Source organism: Shewanella psychropiezotolerans (assembly GCF_007197555.1).
GTDB lineage: Bacteria > Pseudomonadota > Gammaproteobacteria > Enterobacterales > Shewanellaceae > Shewanella > Shewanella psychropiezotolerans.
The window spans coordinates 6029958-6047416 of record NZ_CP041614.1 but is presented as its reverse complement, the minus strand read 5'-3'; the positions used below and the strand labels follow the sequence as shown (position 1 = coordinate 6047416).

The window sequence follows — 17459 nt, the reverse complement described above, 5'->3', positions numbered from 1 at the left end:
TTTGAGCGAACTCATAAGTGAAACAAGTTTAATGCCACTTTACTCGCTTTATTCAAGCTGGCACTGACTTTGAGTAATAAATTGGTTAGTCTGTATACGGTTAATTTGACCATTTTAGGTGTATTGTGCCTAAGGGATGTGAGGCCTATTGGCCGTTTCATTTTTACTCTTAACTCATTGAGGTGAGAGTATTTAATTTTATTAGGTGTTTTTTCATGCAATATCAATCACTTTTTTGCTTCAAGGGCCGAGATAACGGTGCCAGATTTGCGGTAATTAGTGCCTCTGTGTATTTTATCTTAGCACTTGGTTTTGTGCTCCTTGGTCAAAGTGCTGCCCTCTTAGTGTTAGGCTGTTTACTCGCTCCGGTTCTTGGCTTGAGTGCCTATAGGAGGATGCGTGATGCGGCGCGACCAACTTGGTATGCCTGCCTGATTTTAATCCCCCTATTGCTGTTTTCAATGACACTCGTCTATGCCGCTAGCCTGGCGCTAGCAGTCGTTATTCTTGTTATCGCTGTTTTACTCAGTCTGTTTTTTGCCCGGCTCGCCCCCGTTGGCAAGGCTACATTTTATCATCAAGGTTATGTGGGCCCGGCAGTCACAACTGGATCTAGCGCTAATCGCAGAAGGGTAGAACCTAGCTTAGGTGGTCATGTGGGCGTTGCAGATTTAGATGAGTATGACGCTGAAGAGCCTCATGCATATGAAGGCGTGAGTGAAGAGGATGATCAGCAATGGAAGGCATCTTCTCCTCAGAAATTTTCGGACTCGATGGCACTTAAGCAGTGGACTAATTGGGCCAAACTGAATAAAAAATTATTGTTAGGTGTCGTAGCCGGTCTGGGTGTTTTAGTGCTTATAGGAGGCCTGTTGGAGGCATTATCTTCTGATAACCAAGTCGCGAGCGAGCTTGTTCAAGAAAGATCAAAACAGGTACCAGTGCCAGTTAGAGGAGAAGCAAAAATCCCAGACGGATTTAGCGTGCTGCTGGAAAATGATGTGCTGATCATTCGCTGGTTAGGAGAGAGGCGTGCAGAAGGTGAGATCTGGTCCCTTGCATCTGCACAGGGTGACAGCAGCTGTGCCAATTTGAGTTTTAACGATGGCAGTAATTATCGACCTATGCTGGTGGAATATATGCCTGATACGTCTATCGAGGCGCGTTTTTCGCCGTTAGATACTCAAGGTATAATCTCGGACATCGCAATGCGTGGCAGCATCAAGTTATGCGGCTATGATTTCAGCCTCAAGGGGAGTCAGTCCGCACTGGCTAAAAACGCCGCATTTATCCCCTATTTATAGCTGGAATAAATGTCACTTAGACTTTAGACTGCTTGGCTGAGCTGGGTTTACAGTATACTTGTATTTTAATATCTAGAAATTTCGTATATGGCAGTTGAATTAATGAGTGATGACGATGCGCCTCTGACCTTGGTCATTATGGCGGCAGGGCTTGGCAGCCGATTCGGTGGCGATAAGCAGCTAGCTAGCTTAGGTCCTAATGGCGAGACCATGCTGGAGTTGTCGACTCTATCTGCCTTTCAGGCTGGATTTACCCGAGTCGTCTTAGTGATTCGGCCCGAGCTTGAGGCTCAACTTGAGCGTTTATTTGAAGAGCGCATCAAGCCAAGAGTGTCATCAAGTTTCGAGTATAGCTTCTGTTATCAGCGGATGAATGATCTGCCTGATGCCGCATTAGCCAAGGCCCAGGATTTAAACCACAGGTTAAAACCTTGGGGGACGGCCCATGCACTTTGGACTGCCCGCCATCAGGTTAAAGGCCTAATGGCGGTCATCAATGCCGATGATTATTATGGCGATAGTGCATTTAAGCTGCTTGCCAAAGGTTTGAGAGCTGCGCCCAATGATTGGATGCTGGTGGCCTATCCACTGCATCTGACTCTGTCCGATCATGGTGGAGTTAATCGTGGCGTATGCCGGGTAGAGCTGGGGAGCTTAACCGGGGTGGCCGAGTGGACCGATATTCGCCGGGAACATCAGGGTTTAACGGGCGAATTTGATGGGAAGCGTCGAGCGCTAGACAGTGCTTCACCTGTCTCCATGACCTGCTGGGGATTTTCTGTAGATATATTTTCCATTATAGAGTCTGAGCTAAATCGATTCATCTTAGAGCATGGTTCGGAGGCTAAATCTGAGTGTTATCTGCCAGCCGTCGTGCAGCAGAGTATGCATGCCATCCATCATCAAGATGCAGAGCGTGATAGCAAGTCAAGCAAGCGGATCCGAGTGGCGATGGCACAAGAAGCTTGGTTCGGGGTAACTTACCCTCAGGATGTAGCCTGGGTGAAAGAAAAACTCTCAGGAGTTTTACATAATAAGAGAAATGGAGTTATTGAGTGATCGATTTTGTCAGGCAGTCTGTGCTGCCCTATTTTGGTATTCGGACCAGCGATGCCAAAGTTTCCCCTCTGGGGAATGGTCATATAAATGATACTTTCCTAGTCCGTTGGAGTGATGGTGAGCTCGTTCTTCAGGGGATCAATACTCAGGTATTTAAGACACCGAACGCCTTGGTCGAAAATGCTTATAAAATTTCTGAACACTTAGCAAGAAAGCGTAAGAGCAGTGACTATTCGCTTAAAGTTGTTAAGCCTGTACGTACCGATAAAGGTCTGCTGGCTGTCGATCTCGGTGAACAAGGTTTCTGGCGTGCCATTAACTATCTTCCCCATAGCCACAGCATAGATGTGGTGAGTTCTGAAGATGAAGCCTTTTCAGCCGCCAAGGCATTCGGACATTTCTCATCGGCATTAAGCGATCTTGATGCGACTCAGCTTGAGGATGTTATTCCCCAGTTTCATCACCTTCCCGGGCGCATAGACCAGCTTAAAGCGGCGGTAAAAAGTGATCAGCATAATAGATTAGAAACCTGTTGTGACTGGGTTGACTTCGTATTTTCTCAGCAAGATATTTTGCAAGAACTTGCCGAAGTTTCGCCAATATTACCTCTTCGAATATGTCATAACGACACTAAAATCAACAATATGCTCTACGATAAGCGTGATATGAGCAGTTTAGCTATCATAGATCTTGATACCTGCATGAAGGGACATCTCATGTATGACTTCGGTGACATGGTGAGAACCTTTACCTCGCCAGAAGAGGAAGACTCGACATCTCTTGAGAATGTTCATGTCCGCGAATCTATCTTTGCCGCTATCTGCCGTGGTTATTTGAGTGAACTCGAAACTGTGCTGACTCAAGATGAGAAAGCCAGTTTATGGCTGGGTGCCAGGGTGATCTGTCTGATGATAGGGGTGCGCTTCCTGACCGATCACCTTAATGGTGATATTTATTTTCATATACACCATGAGAATCATAATTTAGAGCGTGCGGCGAATCAATTCACCCTATACAAGAGCCTGCTTGAGCAGGAAGTCAGGCTTAAGACTTATTTCAATTGAGTCTTAAGCACATAGGTCTCTCTATAAATGATTTAATTCGATGTCTGGGTAATCATTACAGGTAAGCTGTATTTTTGTCTACGCAAAAAAGAACCGAATCATAGTGATTCGGTTCTAAGCTTAGGCTGTAAAGATTGTTGAATTCTTTGAACTAGTCTCTTAGTAAATTAAAGGGTGAATAGCTGCAGTTTTCCACTCCAGACTTCGCCAGCGGTGCCGTCCATAGGTGACCATTCGATATCTTCGGTAAAGCCCTTAACCGAGAAGTGATCACCATTTTTCATGATTAAGCTGATAACAGCCCTGAGGTCGTTAGTGCCTTGGGAGTTTGCTATTTCAATGATAATTTGACCGTTGGCATTCACCACCCAATCAAACTCTTCCACTACGGCTTGCCCATCTTCATGGTCTGTTAACAAGCCTGTGCCATTAGCGTTAAACGCTAATGTGGTTTCAATAACCCCGTTTTCATTGAAACTTTTTAGTCTGTGGTCGGCTAGTACATCCGCGACAAAGGATAAGGCCTCTCCTTCACGACAGGCTGCGACAAACTCTTCATATTCAGCCATAGAGCGTAATGTATCTAGTGCGGGTTGATCGCTTGCATCGTTCCAGTCTGAGTCCCCCTGGGTGCAGACAGCAATGTTGTTAGTGGGTTGTTCGAGTGGAAACAAGGTTAATTTCTCACTCCAGACTTCTCCGGCAGTACCATCCATAGGTGACCAGGCTATATCTTCGACAAAGCCTTTAATCGAATAGTGGTTGCCATCTTGTCTGATTAAACTGATCACGGCTCTCACATCATTGGTCCCAGCCGAATTCCCCATCTCTATGATGAGCTCTCCAGAAGCATTGACGTCCCAATGGAAATTTTCAACCATGGGAGGCTCGGCGTCGTGTTCAGTTATGCTACCTGTGCCATCGGCATTGAACACAAAAATAGTTTCTATATTGCCGTCTGAGTCATAACTTTTTAATCTATGATTGGCTATGACATCGGTGGCAAAGGAGAGTGCTTCACCATCGCGGCAGTTAGCGACGAGAGCCAAATATTCTGCAAAAGATCGAGTGGTTCCCTCTTTAGGGCGATCGTTGACTTCATCCCAATCAGAATCACCATCACGGCAAATAAAATCGCTATGATCCGGCTCAGGTGGAGTGATATTCTGCAGTAAGGTGAGATCGACATTGTTCAAAATGTCATTCTTGGCGGTTAAATTATAGACCCACTCATCGTCATCAAATTCTTGTCCTGCTTCAGCAAATTCACCTCGACGAACAGCGCCTTGATATTCTACCAGTAGCAGTACATCATCCTGGTCATCATTGTCTCCAAAATCCTGGATAACCTCCGGCATGGTTAACAGGAATAATCTTTTTCCATGTATCGTGGCTTCAAGCCAGCTACTCGTTGCAATCAAGCTGGCTATATTGACAACTTCTCCAGAGTCGCTCTCGGCTTGCCACTCGATTTTGTAGAAGTTAGCGGTCCCATCAGCAAGCATCTCTGCAATCACTGAGCGATTGCCATCCCAGGCGACATGAGGACCTACAATATTTTCGACCATCCCATCTGAGGCTATGGCTGATACTAAACTATCCAAGGTTATGGCTGGTCCATCCATCTCACTGCCGGCTGTATGGGCCCAGACACTGTTACACATGCCTTCGACCATATGCTCAGGCTCGCAATCATTCCAATTGAAGATAGAGTAGACATCATTGGTGTTACTAAAGCTCAGTTTGAATGCTTCGGCGCCTTCACTGAACGTCGTTTCTTCAGGTAAAGCTTTATGCCAAAGTTCGCCATTATTCTCCTCGAGGAAAAGTTTTATATTAAGACTGACAATAGAAAGTTGCTCGGCAGTGAGGGTTTCGCTGAGTATGGGCAGATCATTATTCACTAAGGTGATACTGCCATCATCGTTGAGATCGCCAATGGCAAAGTTATCACTACCCATAACCCAGCCTTGTTCGGTAAGGATTAAATCTTCATTGTCCCGGCTGGAATCATCAGTTACAAATACCCCCTCAACTAGCTTGAAGCGGGTTTCGGTAGTTGTCTGTGTATCTGAGTCATATAAGATAGTGGCATATCTGAGATCGATCATATCGCCATGAAAACCGCCTTCGAAGATATTGATACCATCGGTGGATACTAATTCAGTTAGGTTGGCTGCGGCAGCACTTGCTTCAGCATCCCTGATGGCAACCTGGTCTTCTAAATTCTCGGTAGGTACAGTGCTGGCATCTGTGACCACTTCTGAGTCTAAAACATCGTCCGGATTAAATTCACCACCTTGCTCTTCGACAAATTCAACTTCATTGACGATGATTTCTAGTGCATCTATGATCTGGTCGACAATTAAACCGATCACATCATCTAAGCTAATTCCTGCCGTATCGGCAGCATCCTGAATTGTTGCTAAGTTGTTGGCGATGATCTGGGCGGTCACCTGTGCGATATGGTGTAAGCGTTCATATTCTGCTTGCTCATCGCTTCCAAGTTCATCGTTGAGCTGTTGGGCAACATAATCTTGGGTGAGATCTAGGCTAGTTCCCAGAAGACTCTGCAGGCTTGATTCTGCATCACTAAGCTCACTGCCTTGTTCGACTTCATTTTGTACCATAGTGGTCAAAGGACTGACGAATTCATATCCTACAGGGGCTGACATGGTATAGGGCTGTGTAATTGCTTCTCCGGTATCTTCGTCGACGACACCTACTGTGACTTCAACCAGCAAGGGGAAGTTGTCTATCTGCTCTTGTGTTGCCCCGGTAATCGTGAAATCTCCCCCGGCAGTGCTCGTCGTGCTGGGTTCGTCCGGGTCACAGGTTTTATTAAGGTTCAGGTCTAAACAAACCGTGGCACCCACTAAATATCCATCTGCAACTTTACCGGTTTTAGTTATAGCGGCAGGTTCGGGAATGGTGGGGTCGGGATTGCTGTCGTTGTCACTGCCGCCACAGGCACTGAGGATTGAACCGGCTAAAGAGATTAAGAGTAATTTTTTTATATTCATCAAGTCGCTCCATTGATCTAGATGGGATAGGTCAATATCCGTTGAAATCAGACGTGTGTTCATATGACTTGTAATTAAACAAGCCGTCGTTATGAGCGCGTTGCCGGTGGGAATAAAGATCGGCTTTTTATTAGAATTGATAGCTAGATTAAAAGTAGTGCTTGATGGCCGATAGCGCCAATACTTAGAAGTGGACTTGACTCGTTTTGAGATCGGATTAGTCCGATGACGACTTAACCTCTATGGACTGGGTTGATAGTAAATTCGAGTCTAAATAGCGAGATATAGGAGTGTAGATTCAATTGATAAGATATTCAGCTTAAGAGGTAAATGGGCAAAAAAAACGGCAATGAGTGTCTAATGCCAGTACTCGATGGGCTTGCCAGTAGGAAGAAACGGCTTACTGTTGAAAATGTTTGGGAGGCTTGTTGATTATGATGTTAATACGTCACGTATTTTTCGCGCTTTCTCTTGTCCTATACCCTCTACTTTGATGAGCTCTTCTGCTGATGCTATGAATACGGCCTCGATGTTATCAAAGTGATTCAACAGGCGTTTTGCTAATTTGGGGCCGACCTGAGGAAGGCTTTGAAGTATGAAAAGTTGGCGGTTTTTTTTACGTTTAGGTTTTCTGCCATTGAGTTTTAATTCTGTTTCTCTGCTATATAATTGTTTGGCGCAAAAGTAGAGTATTTTAGCTGATTCAGCCTGAGACAAACTACGTAAAATAGGCATGTTGAAGTTGATTGAAATAGAACACAGCGCCCCTATCAATGCTTCTCGAGTAATATCATAAGATGCAATATCACGAGATGAACCTTCTATAAGCAGTGCTGTATTGTGGTCGCATGCAGATAATCTTGCTACCTGTGAAAATAGCCTACCGTCACAAAGAGAAATTACCAGGTCGGGGAGTGTCTTTCTTTCGATAAGCCAGTTACTTATCTGATAATCACCTAGGGCAAGGCGTTTTTTCACAAGACATAGATTGTCATGGAGGGATAATTGCTCCAGCAATATTTCCGCGTGTTCCCTGTCGTCATAGGCTATCTCAATTAGGTTTTTATTCATCCTGAATACTTAATCAAAACTTTGACTATTACTGAGTTTAGCTTAAATATGAATAAGGAAAATTCTATTTACCTCCTTTTTATACGCTGTAGGTGTATATCTAATTAAGGGTGATAACATGATGGCCATCTAACGAGTTAATCTGAGTGACCTTGATGGCGTTGTTTTTAAGTCTGTCCAATTCCATGTGTAAAATGCTTAAGCAACCTCTTGAGCGAATGACAGACGCTGATAGCAATAATCCTGGCGTGCAGCCGATTAGCACCAATGCTAATCGTGTGAGCTGGCAGGGGCAGGTTATTCACTTATCCGGCCGTCAGTGGCAGCCCTATGATGATGGCAGTTGGTTAGTGGTGTTTATGGAGTCCCATAGCCGTTACTGCATGATGCTTCACTATCCTCTTAAGCCTGACTGGGCGCAGTTACAGCAAGATTTTTATAGTCACTGGAAACTACATGCCATTGGCTGGTTACGAGCCAATAGGTTTATTCGAAACGATGATCATGGTATGCAGGTACTCGATAATATTGAGCATTACTTTGAACAAACTAAGGTTCACTGTTTTCGTAATTTAGATCCCAGCATAGGCGCCCATATTACTGAGGTTCAGCACTATTTACATTCATTGTTTGATGACTACAAGCCGCGAGATTTTGACAGCGAGGAGGCGTGGGAACTGAGCATGTTTATTAATCAGCAACCGCGAAAGATCAATGGTCAGCGCAGTAAGAAACACCAGTTTATCCCAGTTGACCGCTTTATCGATGATGTCCTATACCGCTTTGCTAGTGGTATCTGCGACCAGCATTTTCCGGATATCAAATCTGGCGACTTTCCTTGCCCTTACTCAGATAAACCGATACTTCGAATATTGAACGGATATTAGAAAATAGTGAAAATATTCACTTTTCAATAACGTATGAGCTCATGCCTATTCAATCGACATGTAAAGTAAACATGTAAAGTAAACATGTCTGAGTGTTTTTGTCATATGTATAAAAAGCGCAGAAATCTATACATGTTTAGCGTTGGATTAGAGTTTGCCGATCATTCTTATTGCCCGCTGGGATATTGATGGTAACTCATTAGGTTAGAACGATCATGAAGGTGACTAACTCAAAATAGCTTAGTACGTATCTCAAAGATGCACGGCTTAATATGAAGCTCTCGCAAAGCAAAGTGGTTAGTAAGGTAGGCATCCGTCAGGATACGGTTTCAAGCTTTGAGCTGAATCCAGATTCTACTAAATTAGAAAACGCTGTTTAAAATTTTTTCTGCCTTGAATCTTGAGCTAGATATTAAAGTTAGGAACCCTGAATTGACTGTTCAGCCCCATGATGAGAAAAATACAGCCTCTGAACAAGAGTGGGAGGAGGGGGAATGACCCTTCTATATGTTGATTCCATCGACATATAAATATTACGTGTCATGGAATTGATTTTTATCGACATGGGTTGATTCTAGTTAGTTGAGATGATGTCTTGCACAGATAACAAAAAGCCCTGTAAGTAAAGGGCTATGCTAGTCGCTTTTACCAAATTTAGCAGTTAAACGTGACTATTCTACGTTCTGGATCTGCTCACGCATCTGCTCGATTAGCACTTTAAGCTCTACTGCGGCAGCAGTGATTTCGCTGCTGATAGATTTAGAGGCTAAGGTGTTCGACTCGCGGTTGAACTCCTGCATCATAAAGTCGAGACGACGGCCCTGAGCACCACCTTTCTTGAGGATGCGTTGAGTTTCAGCGACGTGGGCGTCGAGTCTGTCCATCTCTTCTGCGACATCCATCTTCTGGGCGAGAATAACCATCTCTTGCTCCAGACGGGCAGGATCCAGTTCTCCGGTTATCTCGGCCAAACGGTTAGTCAACTTATCACGCTGCCATTGCATTACCGTAGGCATATGTTCTCGAACTACGGCTACTTGCGCGACTATGGCGTCCAGACGTGTTTGTAGCATGGTCTTTATAGCAGCACCTTCGCGGCCTCGAGCTTCGATAAACTGGTCGATGGCGCTGTCGAAGGCAACCAATAGCTCCTTGCTTAATGCATCCATATCTTGCTCTGAACCCGACATCACACCTGGCCATTTAAGGATATCGACCAGATTGAGTTCCCCTTGACCGGCTTCCTGTTTGACCCAGTTGGCTGCGTTTACCAGCTGTTTGGCAAGATCTTGGTTGAGCTGCAGTTCGTTGCTCTTGTTGTCGGCAAGATCGTATCTGAGGTTAACTTCGATTTTTCCACGGTTTAAACGCTTACGTAATTTGTCTCGTAAGATTGGCTCTAGGCTACGGAAATGTTCAGGCAGACGCAGATAAGTCTCCAGATAGCGCTGATTGACTGAGCGAATTTCCCAGGAGGCATTGCCCCAGTCTGCTTTATGTTCGATACGTGCGTAGGCTGTCATGCTTTGGATCATGGTTTTTCCAATTGTTTAACCGTGAAAGTGATCTGGGATTATAGACCTATGGCTGTAATGGTCAAAGCAAAGCAGCGCAGCTTTACTTTGTTGGGCTAAATAACATGGCATCCGTGGCCACATGCCCTTATACTATTGACCGAAAATAATGCAGTAAAAATCGCCAATTGATCCATGAATACAGGAATTATCTATGCGCCCTAGTGACAGAACGCCAGCTCAATCTCGCCCAGTGACGATCACTCGTCAGTTTACAGCTCACGCTGAAGGCTCTGTTTTAGTCGAGTTCGGCGAGACAAAAGTACTTTGTACGGCTAGCTTCGAAGTGGGTGTTCCTCGTTTTCTTAAAGGAAAAGGCCAAGGTTGGGTTACGGCTGAATATGGCATGTTGCCTCGCTCGACTCATACTCGCATGAACCGTGAGGCGGCCCGTGGTAAGCAATCTGGTCGTACTCAAGAGATCCAGCGTCTTATCGGTCGCTCACTACGTGCAGCCGTGGATATGAAAGCCTTAGGCGAAAACACCATAGTTATCGATTGTGACGTGATTCAGGCCGATGGCGGCACACGTACTGCGGCTATCACCGGCGCCTGTGTAGCCTTGGTCGATGCGCTTAATTGGGCGCGTGGTAAGGGTATCTTGAAAACCAACCCGCTTAAGTTTCTTATCGCTGCGGTAAGTGTTGGTATCTATAAAGGTGAGCCAATCTGCGATCTTGAATATATCGAAGACAGTGAAGCTGAAACGGATATGAATGTGGTCATGACCGAAACCGGTCAGATGATTGAGATTCAGGGGACTGCCGAAGGTGAGCCATTTAGTCATGAAGAGTTGCTTAGTATGTTAGAACTGGCTAAGCACGGTATTCGTGAAATAGTCGATGTACAGAAAGCGTCATTGAATTAAAGTTAAAAAGGACCCAAATGGGTCCTTTTTTGAATAAGAATGTGTTGCTCAAACAAATATTAAAAGAGTTAAATTGAGGAGAGATTGTGAAAGCCTATCAGCGTGAGTTTATCGAGTTTGCCCTAGAGCGTCAGGTGTTGAGATTTGGCGAGTTTACGCTTAAATCCGGCCGTATCAGTCCCTATTTTTTCAATGCTGGTCTGTTTAATACCGGACGCGATCTAGCCCGTCTGGGGCGTTTTTACGCGACTGCTTTGGTCGACTCTGGCATAGAGCATGATCTGCTTTTCGGTCCTGCTTATAAAGGGATCCCAATTGCGACCACGACGGCAGTAGCCCTATGTGAGCACCATGATATCGATATGCCATATTGCTTTAACCGTAAAGAGAAGAAACAGCACGGTGAAGGTGGCAGCCTAGTCGGTAGCGAGCTAAAAGGTCGTGTCATGCTAGTCGATGATGTGATCACCGCTGGCACCGCGATTCGTGAGTCGATGGAGATCATTCAGGCTCATGACGCTTCGCTAGCGGGCGTGCTTATTGCTCTGGATCGTCAAGAGAAAGGTAAGGGTGAGCTCTCTGCTATTCAGGAAGTTGAACGTGACTTTGGCTGTGAGATCATCTCAATCATCAAGCTGGGCGATCTGATCAACTACTTGTCTGAAAAGCCGGGCATGGAAGTGCAGTTGGCCTCGGTGAGTGCTTATCGCGATAAGTACGGGATATAGAAGATAAGTTTAGAGTGCTAGAGCGTTCGCACGCTCACTTCGAGAGCGCCAGCGAACAGGCTTAGAGTAAAGGCTAAAATAAAAACGCTGCATTTATGATGCAGCGTTTTTTATTTTCTGAAATAGCATTTTTCGAAACTCGAAACTCGAAACTCGAATCTGCTATATTTAATTACTTAAGAATTCAGCGCGGGTCGCCGGGTTTGACTTGAATATGCCACCTAGTGCGGTGGTCGTTGTCGAGCTGGTGGAATCCATGATGCCACGAGACTTAACGCAGTAATGCACCGCATCCATTTTCACCGCCACATCTTTTGTCTCAAGCAGAGTCTGTAAAGCTACTAACACCTGTTGAGTGAGGCGTTCTTGCACCTGGGGGCGTTGGGCAAAGAAGCGTACGATACGGTTAATCTTAGACAGACCTATGATGTTCTTGCGTGGCAGGTAAGCCACGGTCGCGAAACCATCTATGGTGACCAGATGATGCTCACAGGTACTGGTTAGGCTGATATCTTTGACCTTAACCATCTCATCGAAGCCCATCTTATTTTCGATGACGGTGATCTTAGGAAAGTTGGCGTAATCTAAGCCGGAAAATATCTCATCCACATACATCTTGGCGATTCTACGTGGGGTATCGACCAGACTGTCATCGGTTAGATCCAGAGACATCAAGGTTAAGATCTCGCGCATATGATGTTCGATCCTCTCCTTACGTTCCTCTGCGCTAAATTCTGAAGGTAGCATAGGTGTCTCGAGTCCTCGGGCTAATAATGCCGTTTGAACTTGTAGTGCTGACTCACTGAGCTGTGCTTCTTTCGATGTCATAGTTTCCTCCACTATCCAGATAGTGGTTATTTCCGGTACGTTTTTATGGCTGTAAATATCGAGTGTTAATTTCGTTTAGCTAAAAGCCATGGGCTAGTTAGCATTATATTAGAATAACAAACAGAGATGGAGGATACCCTGAATCGACGATAAATTATACCCTGAAACTGTGTGGGAATAGCAAAAAAGCCGATTGAGCCAATCGGCTTGAAGTGTTAATTAACGGTTATAATTTGAGATTAGTTTCTAGGAAAGCCATCATAAGTTTGTAATATTTCTCTTGGTGTTCATCATTATAGAAACCGTGGCCTTCATCATCCATGATCAACTTTTCATAGGGGTAGTTGATTTCTTTCAGTGCATCTTCAAGAGACTCAAGCTGCTCTATAGGAGCGCGCTCGTCTTCTCCTCCGTGCACTAATAACAATTTAGCTTTGAGTTTATCGACATTATGGCTTGGAGACATCTTAGCTAGAGCTGCTTCGTCGGTGCCAAGCACTTCTGTCAGGTATTTTCTGCCGGCTTTTCGTCCTTGAACATCGCCCTCTTCAAACATAAGTTCAAGATCATAGACGCCAGCGAAACCAATCGCACACTTAAATAAGTCGGGTTCGATAATAGAGCTTTGTAATGCCGAGTATCCGCCGAAGCTTCCGCCGACGATACAGATCCGCTCTTTGTCGACATATCCCTGTTCGATTACATAGCGAGTGGCATCTATTATGTCATACTGAATCTCAGTTCCCCACTTTTGGTGACCAGCATATTCAAAGCTGGATCCGTAGCCACCAGAGCCTCTAAAGTTGACCTGAAGTACGGCTGCACCTTGGCTGGCTATTAATTGGTTTTGCGTGTCGAATCCCCACCAATCCCTTGGCCCATGTGGACCGCCATGTGGGTTGACTACCAGAGGTAAATCCTTGGCTTCCTTGCCGTTGGGTAGAGTGAGGTAGCCATGGATCTGCTTGCCGTCTCGGCTGGTGAAAGTGATAGGTTTAACCTCAGCCATCAGCTCTGGGTCAAGCCATTTTTTTTGAGAAACAAGATACTCAAGCCTTACCGTTTTGCTGTTGAACAGATAGTAATCTCCTGGATTCCTATCGTTAAATGCTTTGATTATAAACTGGCTGCCATCGTTAGTTTCACTGACTAGATGGATCTGATGTCCCGGTAATGAAGCGAGTAATTGCTTAACATATTTAGCGTGTGTATCTTTTTTATCGACAAACTCATAGGTCGGATAGCCATTTTCATACTCAACGGCGTAGAGTTTTTTACTTATTTTATTAAGCCAGATGTTGCTCGGGTCGACAATTTCATCTTGGCTTATTAGTTTTTTTGTGCCCGTTTTAATGTTGACAAGATACACGCCTTTAGGTTTGCCATTTTCACTGCCTACAACATAAACACTGTCGCTATTTTCGCCAAAAGCGATAGGGCTCATCTGGCTCAGGTTTAGATTGAGTTTATCTGTATCTACCCATTTACTATCTTGTCGATAAAACAGTGTGTAGCTAATGTAATCTCTTGTACCACTGACAAAGTGGACCTTGCCCTCATCGTCATTGAGGAATCTGGCATAAGGAATAGGGGATGTGGTAATTTTTTTACGGGTGCCCTTATACACATCAACTTTATAGACCCTTTGTCGGTTTTCTGCCGTATTACTTCCCCCTGAGCCCCAAGGCAGTGCCTGAACTAGCATGAAACGTTCATCTTTAGGCAAGGGGTCTAAGATATAAGCTGTGGCACGAATGGGGGTATTTTTTTTCAGCCTAGATCCCGTTTGCATTTCACCACCTTTATAGCCAAAAAGGTATTTAGCTTGGGAACCATCGGCATTTACAGCCATTAATTCGCCATAGTATTGTGGGTGGTCTTTCCAACCTTTCAGGTATTCTTTTTGTAAAACGATGCGCTCATGATTGACCCATTCGTAGTTGCCAACTTGAGCATTTCCGGGAAAATGAATAACGTTAATTGGTTTTTTGGAGATGGCGTCTAATATCATTAGCATTTTCTTTCCCTCTTTTGAGGTCAAGACACTAAGGTATTCTCCATTAGGAGATATTTTTACATTAGAGTATTCGGTGGATCGGCTAAATTTGGCAATGAGATCATTTGTTTGAGCTTGGCCTATCAGACTATTTAGCAGTAGGCAGGTAAAACTAAACCACTTAATTAGTTTCATTGAGACATCCTTGTTACAAGTTTCTATTAATTTTACGTATATATCCCTAGGTAAAACTAAAACAACTAATTAGTTTCATTGAGACATCCGTGTTACAAGTTTCTATTCATTTTACGTATATATCCCTAGGTAAAACTAAAACAACTAATTAGTTTCATTGAGACATCCGTGTTACAAGTTTCTATTCATTTTACGTATATATCCCTAGGTAAAACTAAAACAGCTAATTAGTTTCATAGAGATATCATTGTTACGTGAGATCGTTGGTTTTTGCGAATGCGTTAAATGAGGAGGGTAAAGTAAACGGTTAGGATCTGCAATTAATTTTCTTTGGGAGCAGCAGCCTTTATACAGGCTGCTATAGGGTATATGGGGTTAACTTTGTAGCAGTTGCTGTTGAATAAATATCCACTGTTGGTCGAAGTGCTGAGTCGGTTTTTGCTTGAATTCGCTGCGAACAAATTGAGCGATCCGTCCTTCGGCGACGGCGAGTAATAGATTCGCCAGAATCGCCTCGTCCAGTTTGAAACCCTTGCCTTCACGTAAAGTCTTCTCTCGGAGGATCTGTTTCAGGTGGGTCTCTATCTTACAAAATATCAAATTAACCCGGCTGCGCAGGCGTTCATTTTCACCCAAAAGGGCGTCGCCATTGAGAATTCGAGAGATCCCCGGGTTACGCTCGGAGAAGATAAGCAGCAGTTGCAGCAATAACTGGCAGCGTTTCATGGTGTCTTTCTCTTCATCCATGATGAGGTTGATGCGTGAAAGTAGCGACTCTTCGATAAAGTCTATCAAACCCTCAAACATGCGGGCCTTACTCGGGAAGTGACGATACAAGGCCGCCTCGGATACACCAACTTCGGCAGCGAGTTTGGCTGTGGTAATTCTTTGTCCTGGATTGGTTTCTAGCATGGTGGCTAGACATTGGAGAATATGTTCGCGGCGATTAATTTTAGGGCTTGCAGCCATTTAGTTTTCCTTCACTCGAATACGACAGGAGCTAGGTGATATCTTCATTTACCTTTGAATGGGTCTTGGGCAAGTGAATGTCACTCTTATTGATCACACTCAGCTAGCTAATATCTAGCTATAGGGTGTTTTGCTATTTGGTACCTGAGTGGCCAAAGCCACCTTCGCCACGACTTGAATTATCAAATTCATCGACAAGCTTAAATTCAGCCTGCATTACCGGTACAAACACCAGTTGGGCTAATCTGTCACCTATCTCTAAGGTAAAAGGTTCACTGCCTCTGTTCCAGCAAGAGACCATAAGAGGGCCTTGGTAGTCGGAGTCGATCAGGCCAACTAAATTTCCAAGCACTATGCCATGTTTATGACCCAGGCCCGAGCGCGGTAAAATCATGGCCGCAAGTCCAGGATCGGCAACATGAATCGAAATACCGGTTGGAATTAAGATAGTTTCACCCGGCTCGACGATTATACTTGTCTCAATCATGGCCCTAAGGTCCATACCCGCACTGCCTGGTGTTGCGTAGGCGGGGAGGGGGTACTGTGAACCGATACGTGAATCGAGAATTTTGATTTCTATGGGTGTCTTCATTTCTTGTCATCTTTTAAAATGGCTATTCGTTTGGCGACAATGGCGAGTAGTTGGCTGGCCAAGGTTTGCTTATCGGTTGCCGGAAGATCTTCTTGGCCCTTAGCCCAAATGACCTTGAGTGCATTGTTGTCGGCATTGAAACCCAGTTCAGGATTAGACACATCATTGGCGGCAATCATATCGAGTTTCTTGCGCACTAGTTTATCTTTAGCGTAGCGTTCGACATCTTGGGTCTCGGCGGCGAACCCTAAGGTAAATGGTCTTGGACTATGGCTGGCAACGGTGGCTAAGATATCAGGATTTCTTACCAAGGCAAGCTGCATATTGGAGGATGATTTTTTTATCTTATCCGTTGCGACATCTGCCACTCGATAATCGGCTACGGCGGCGCAGCCGATGAAAATATCGTGACTATCGACTCGGCTCATCACAGCATCAAGCATGTCTTGGGTCGAGATAACATCGACTCGTTTGACTCCAGCTGGTGTCGTCAGGTTGACTGGTCCGGAGATTAAGGTGACCTCGGCGCCCATGTCGGCCGCCGCTTTAGCGATGGCGAAGCCCATTTTGCCCGAGCTATGATTGGAGATATAACGCACAGGATCGATTGCTTCCCGTGTCGGTCCGGCTGTCAGCAGTAGTGAGTGGCCCGCCAGTAATTTAGGCGCGAAAAATTGCATTGCCAGAGCGACGATATCTAAAGGTTCGAGCATGCGTCCAGGGCCTATTTCGCCACAGGCCTGGCTGCCCGATGCGGGTCCCCAAATCTTAAGACCGCGTTTGGCTAAGTTTGCCAGGTTATCTTGTGTCGCCTGATTACGATACATCTGCTGGTTCATCGCCGGGCAGAGTATCATTGGGGCCTCGGTAGCTAAGCAAGTGGTGGTAATAAGCTCATCGGCCATACCTGCATTGATTCGGGCTATCAGGTTGGCAGTTGCCGGGGCGACAATCACCAGATCCGCCCATCGAGCCAGCTCTATATGACCCATGGCCGCTTCAGCTGCGGTGTCGAGTAGGTCCGATGCCACCGGATATCCCGATAAGGCTTGCAAGGTAAGCGGAGTGATAAATTCCTTCGCACTCTGACTCATCACAACACGTACGTCGAAGCCACGCTCTTTTAAGCGTCGGATAAGATCGGCTGATTTATAGGCCGCTATTCCGCCGCCTATAGCGAGTAGGATATTTTTATTGGTTGGGCTTGAAGTCTTACTTTGGCTCATACTTTTGCTCATAGACCGTGGCTCATAAGGATGACCTATGAGAAACAATGCAGTCGCTAAATTGAATTGCAGCCT

General features: G+C 45.1%; 14 protein-coding genes and 1 pseudogene. 7 read left to right on the top strand and 8 right to left on the bottom strand.

Going from position 1 to position 17459, the window contains the following annotated elements; all coding sequences use genetic code 11:
• The first annotated feature begins 215 nt into the window (after nucleotides 1-215).
• The 3 genes from FM037_RS26380 to FM037_RS26370 all read left to right on the top strand — a co-directional run bounded on the left by FM037_RS26380 (nucleotide 216) and on the right by FM037_RS26370 (nucleotide 3427).
• Complete coding sequence (locus FM037_RS26380) at nucleotides 216-1304, top strand: DUF805 domain-containing protein (protein WP_144048446.1); 1089 nt, start codon at nucleotides 216-218, stop codon at nucleotides 1302-1304.
• 87 nt (nucleotides 1305-1391) lie between these two features.
• Nucleotides 1392-2363 carry an NTP transferase domain-containing protein gene (locus FM037_RS26375; RefSeq protein ID WP_407695619.1) on the top strand — a complete coding sequence of 324 codons (972 nt, stop codon included), beginning with the start codon at nucleotides 1392-1394 and terminating at the stop codon, nucleotides 2361-2363.
• A complete protein-coding gene (locus FM037_RS26370; protein ID WP_185976918.1) occupies nucleotides 2360-3427 on the top strand; it encodes a phosphotransferase enzyme family protein in 1068 nt (355 codons plus the stop codon). The genes FM037_RS26375 and FM037_RS26370 overlap by 4 nt, the downstream gene beginning before the upstream one ends.
• 167 nt (nucleotides 3428-3594) lie before the next feature.
• Here the strand turns inward: FM037_RS26370 and FM037_RS26365 are convergent, their stop codons facing one another.
• Nucleotides 3595-6450: a hypothetical protein gene (locus FM037_RS26365; RefSeq protein ID WP_144048445.1), complete on the bottom strand. Its 2856-nt coding sequence runs from the start codon at nucleotides 6448-6450 to the stop codon at nucleotides 3595-3597.
• A gap of 432 nt (nucleotides 6451-6882) precedes the next feature.
• The gene (locus FM037_RS26360) at nucleotides 6883-7521 is read right to left on the bottom strand and encodes an ERCC4 domain-containing protein (protein WP_144048444.1); all 639 of its coding nucleotides are present in this window, start codon (nucleotides 7519-7521) and stop codon (nucleotides 6883-6885) included.
• 194 nt (nucleotides 7522-7715) lie between these two features.
• On the opposite strand from FM037_RS26360, the gene FM037_RS26355 reads away from it, so the two are divergent.
• On the top strand, nucleotides 7716-8408 hold the full coding sequence (locus tag FM037_RS26355) for an amino acid adenylation (protein WP_227993381.1): 693 nt from the start codon (nucleotides 7716-7718) through the stop codon (nucleotides 8406-8408).
• Between the two features lie 272 nt (nucleotides 8409-8680).
• Nucleotides 8681-8906, top strand: a pseudogene (locus FM037_RS30245) (helix-turn-helix domain-containing protein).
• 173 nt (nucleotides 8907-9079) lie between these two features.
• Here FM037_RS30245 and FM037_RS26345 read toward each other — a convergent pair.
• Nucleotides 9080-9943 carry a YicC/YloC family endoribonuclease gene (locus FM037_RS26345; protein WP_144048443.1) on the bottom strand — a complete coding sequence of 288 codons (864 nt, stop codon included), beginning with the start codon at nucleotides 9941-9943 and terminating at the stop codon, nucleotides 9080-9082.
• 193 nt (nucleotides 9944-10136) lie between these two features.
• Between FM037_RS26345 and rph the strand changes: the two genes are divergently transcribed.
• Together rph and pyrE are read left to right on the top strand one after the other, a co-directional pair.
• Nucleotides 10137-10850 (top strand): ribonuclease PH, encoded by a 714-nt coding sequence (gene rph / locus FM037_RS26340; protein WP_144048442.1) that lies wholly within the window; start codon nucleotides 10137-10139, stop codon nucleotides 10848-10850.
• 86 nt (nucleotides 10851-10936) lie between these two features.
• A complete protein-coding gene (gene pyrE / locus FM037_RS26335; RefSeq protein ID WP_144048441.1) occupies nucleotides 10937-11578 on the top strand; it encodes an orotate phosphoribosyltransferase in 642 nt (213 codons plus the stop codon).
• A gap of 168 nt (nucleotides 11579-11746) precedes the next feature.
• On the opposite strand, the gene folE is transcribed toward pyrE, so the two are convergent.
• The 5 genes from folE to coaBC form a co-directional block, all read right to left on the bottom strand.
• Nucleotides 11747-12406, bottom strand: a complete 660-nt coding sequence (gene folE / locus FM037_RS26330; RefSeq protein ID WP_077753487.1) for a GTP cyclohydrolase I FolE — start codon at nucleotides 12404-12406, stop codon at nucleotides 11747-11749.
• A 226-nt stretch (nucleotides 12407-12632) separates the two neighbouring features.
• Nucleotides 12633-14597 (bottom strand): alpha/beta hydrolase family protein, encoded by a 1965-nt coding sequence (locus FM037_RS26325; protein ID WP_144048440.1) that lies wholly within the window; start codon nucleotides 14595-14597, stop codon nucleotides 12633-12635.
• Nucleotides 14598-14972: 375 nt separating this feature from the next.
• The gene (gene slmA, locus FM037_RS26320; RefSeq protein WP_144048439.1) at nucleotides 14973-15566 is read right to left on the bottom strand and encodes a nucleoid occlusion factor SlmA; all 594 of its coding nucleotides are present in this window, start codon (nucleotides 15564-15566) and stop codon (nucleotides 14973-14975) included.
• Between the two features lie 133 nt (nucleotides 15567-15699).
• Entirely contained in the window at nucleotides 15700-16158 is a 459-nt protein-coding gene (dut, locus tag FM037_RS26315) for a dUTP diphosphatase (RefSeq protein ID WP_144048438.1), read from the bottom strand.
• The gene (coaBC, locus tag FM037_RS26310; protein ID WP_144048437.1) at nucleotides 16155-17384 is read right to left on the bottom strand and encodes a bifunctional phosphopantothenoylcysteine decarboxylase/phosphopantothenate--cysteine ligase CoaBC; all 1230 of its coding nucleotides are present in this window, start codon (nucleotides 17382-17384) and stop codon (nucleotides 16155-16157) included. The genes dut and coaBC overlap by 4 nt, the downstream gene beginning before the upstream one ends.
• Nucleotides 17385-17459 lie beyond the last annotated feature (75 nt).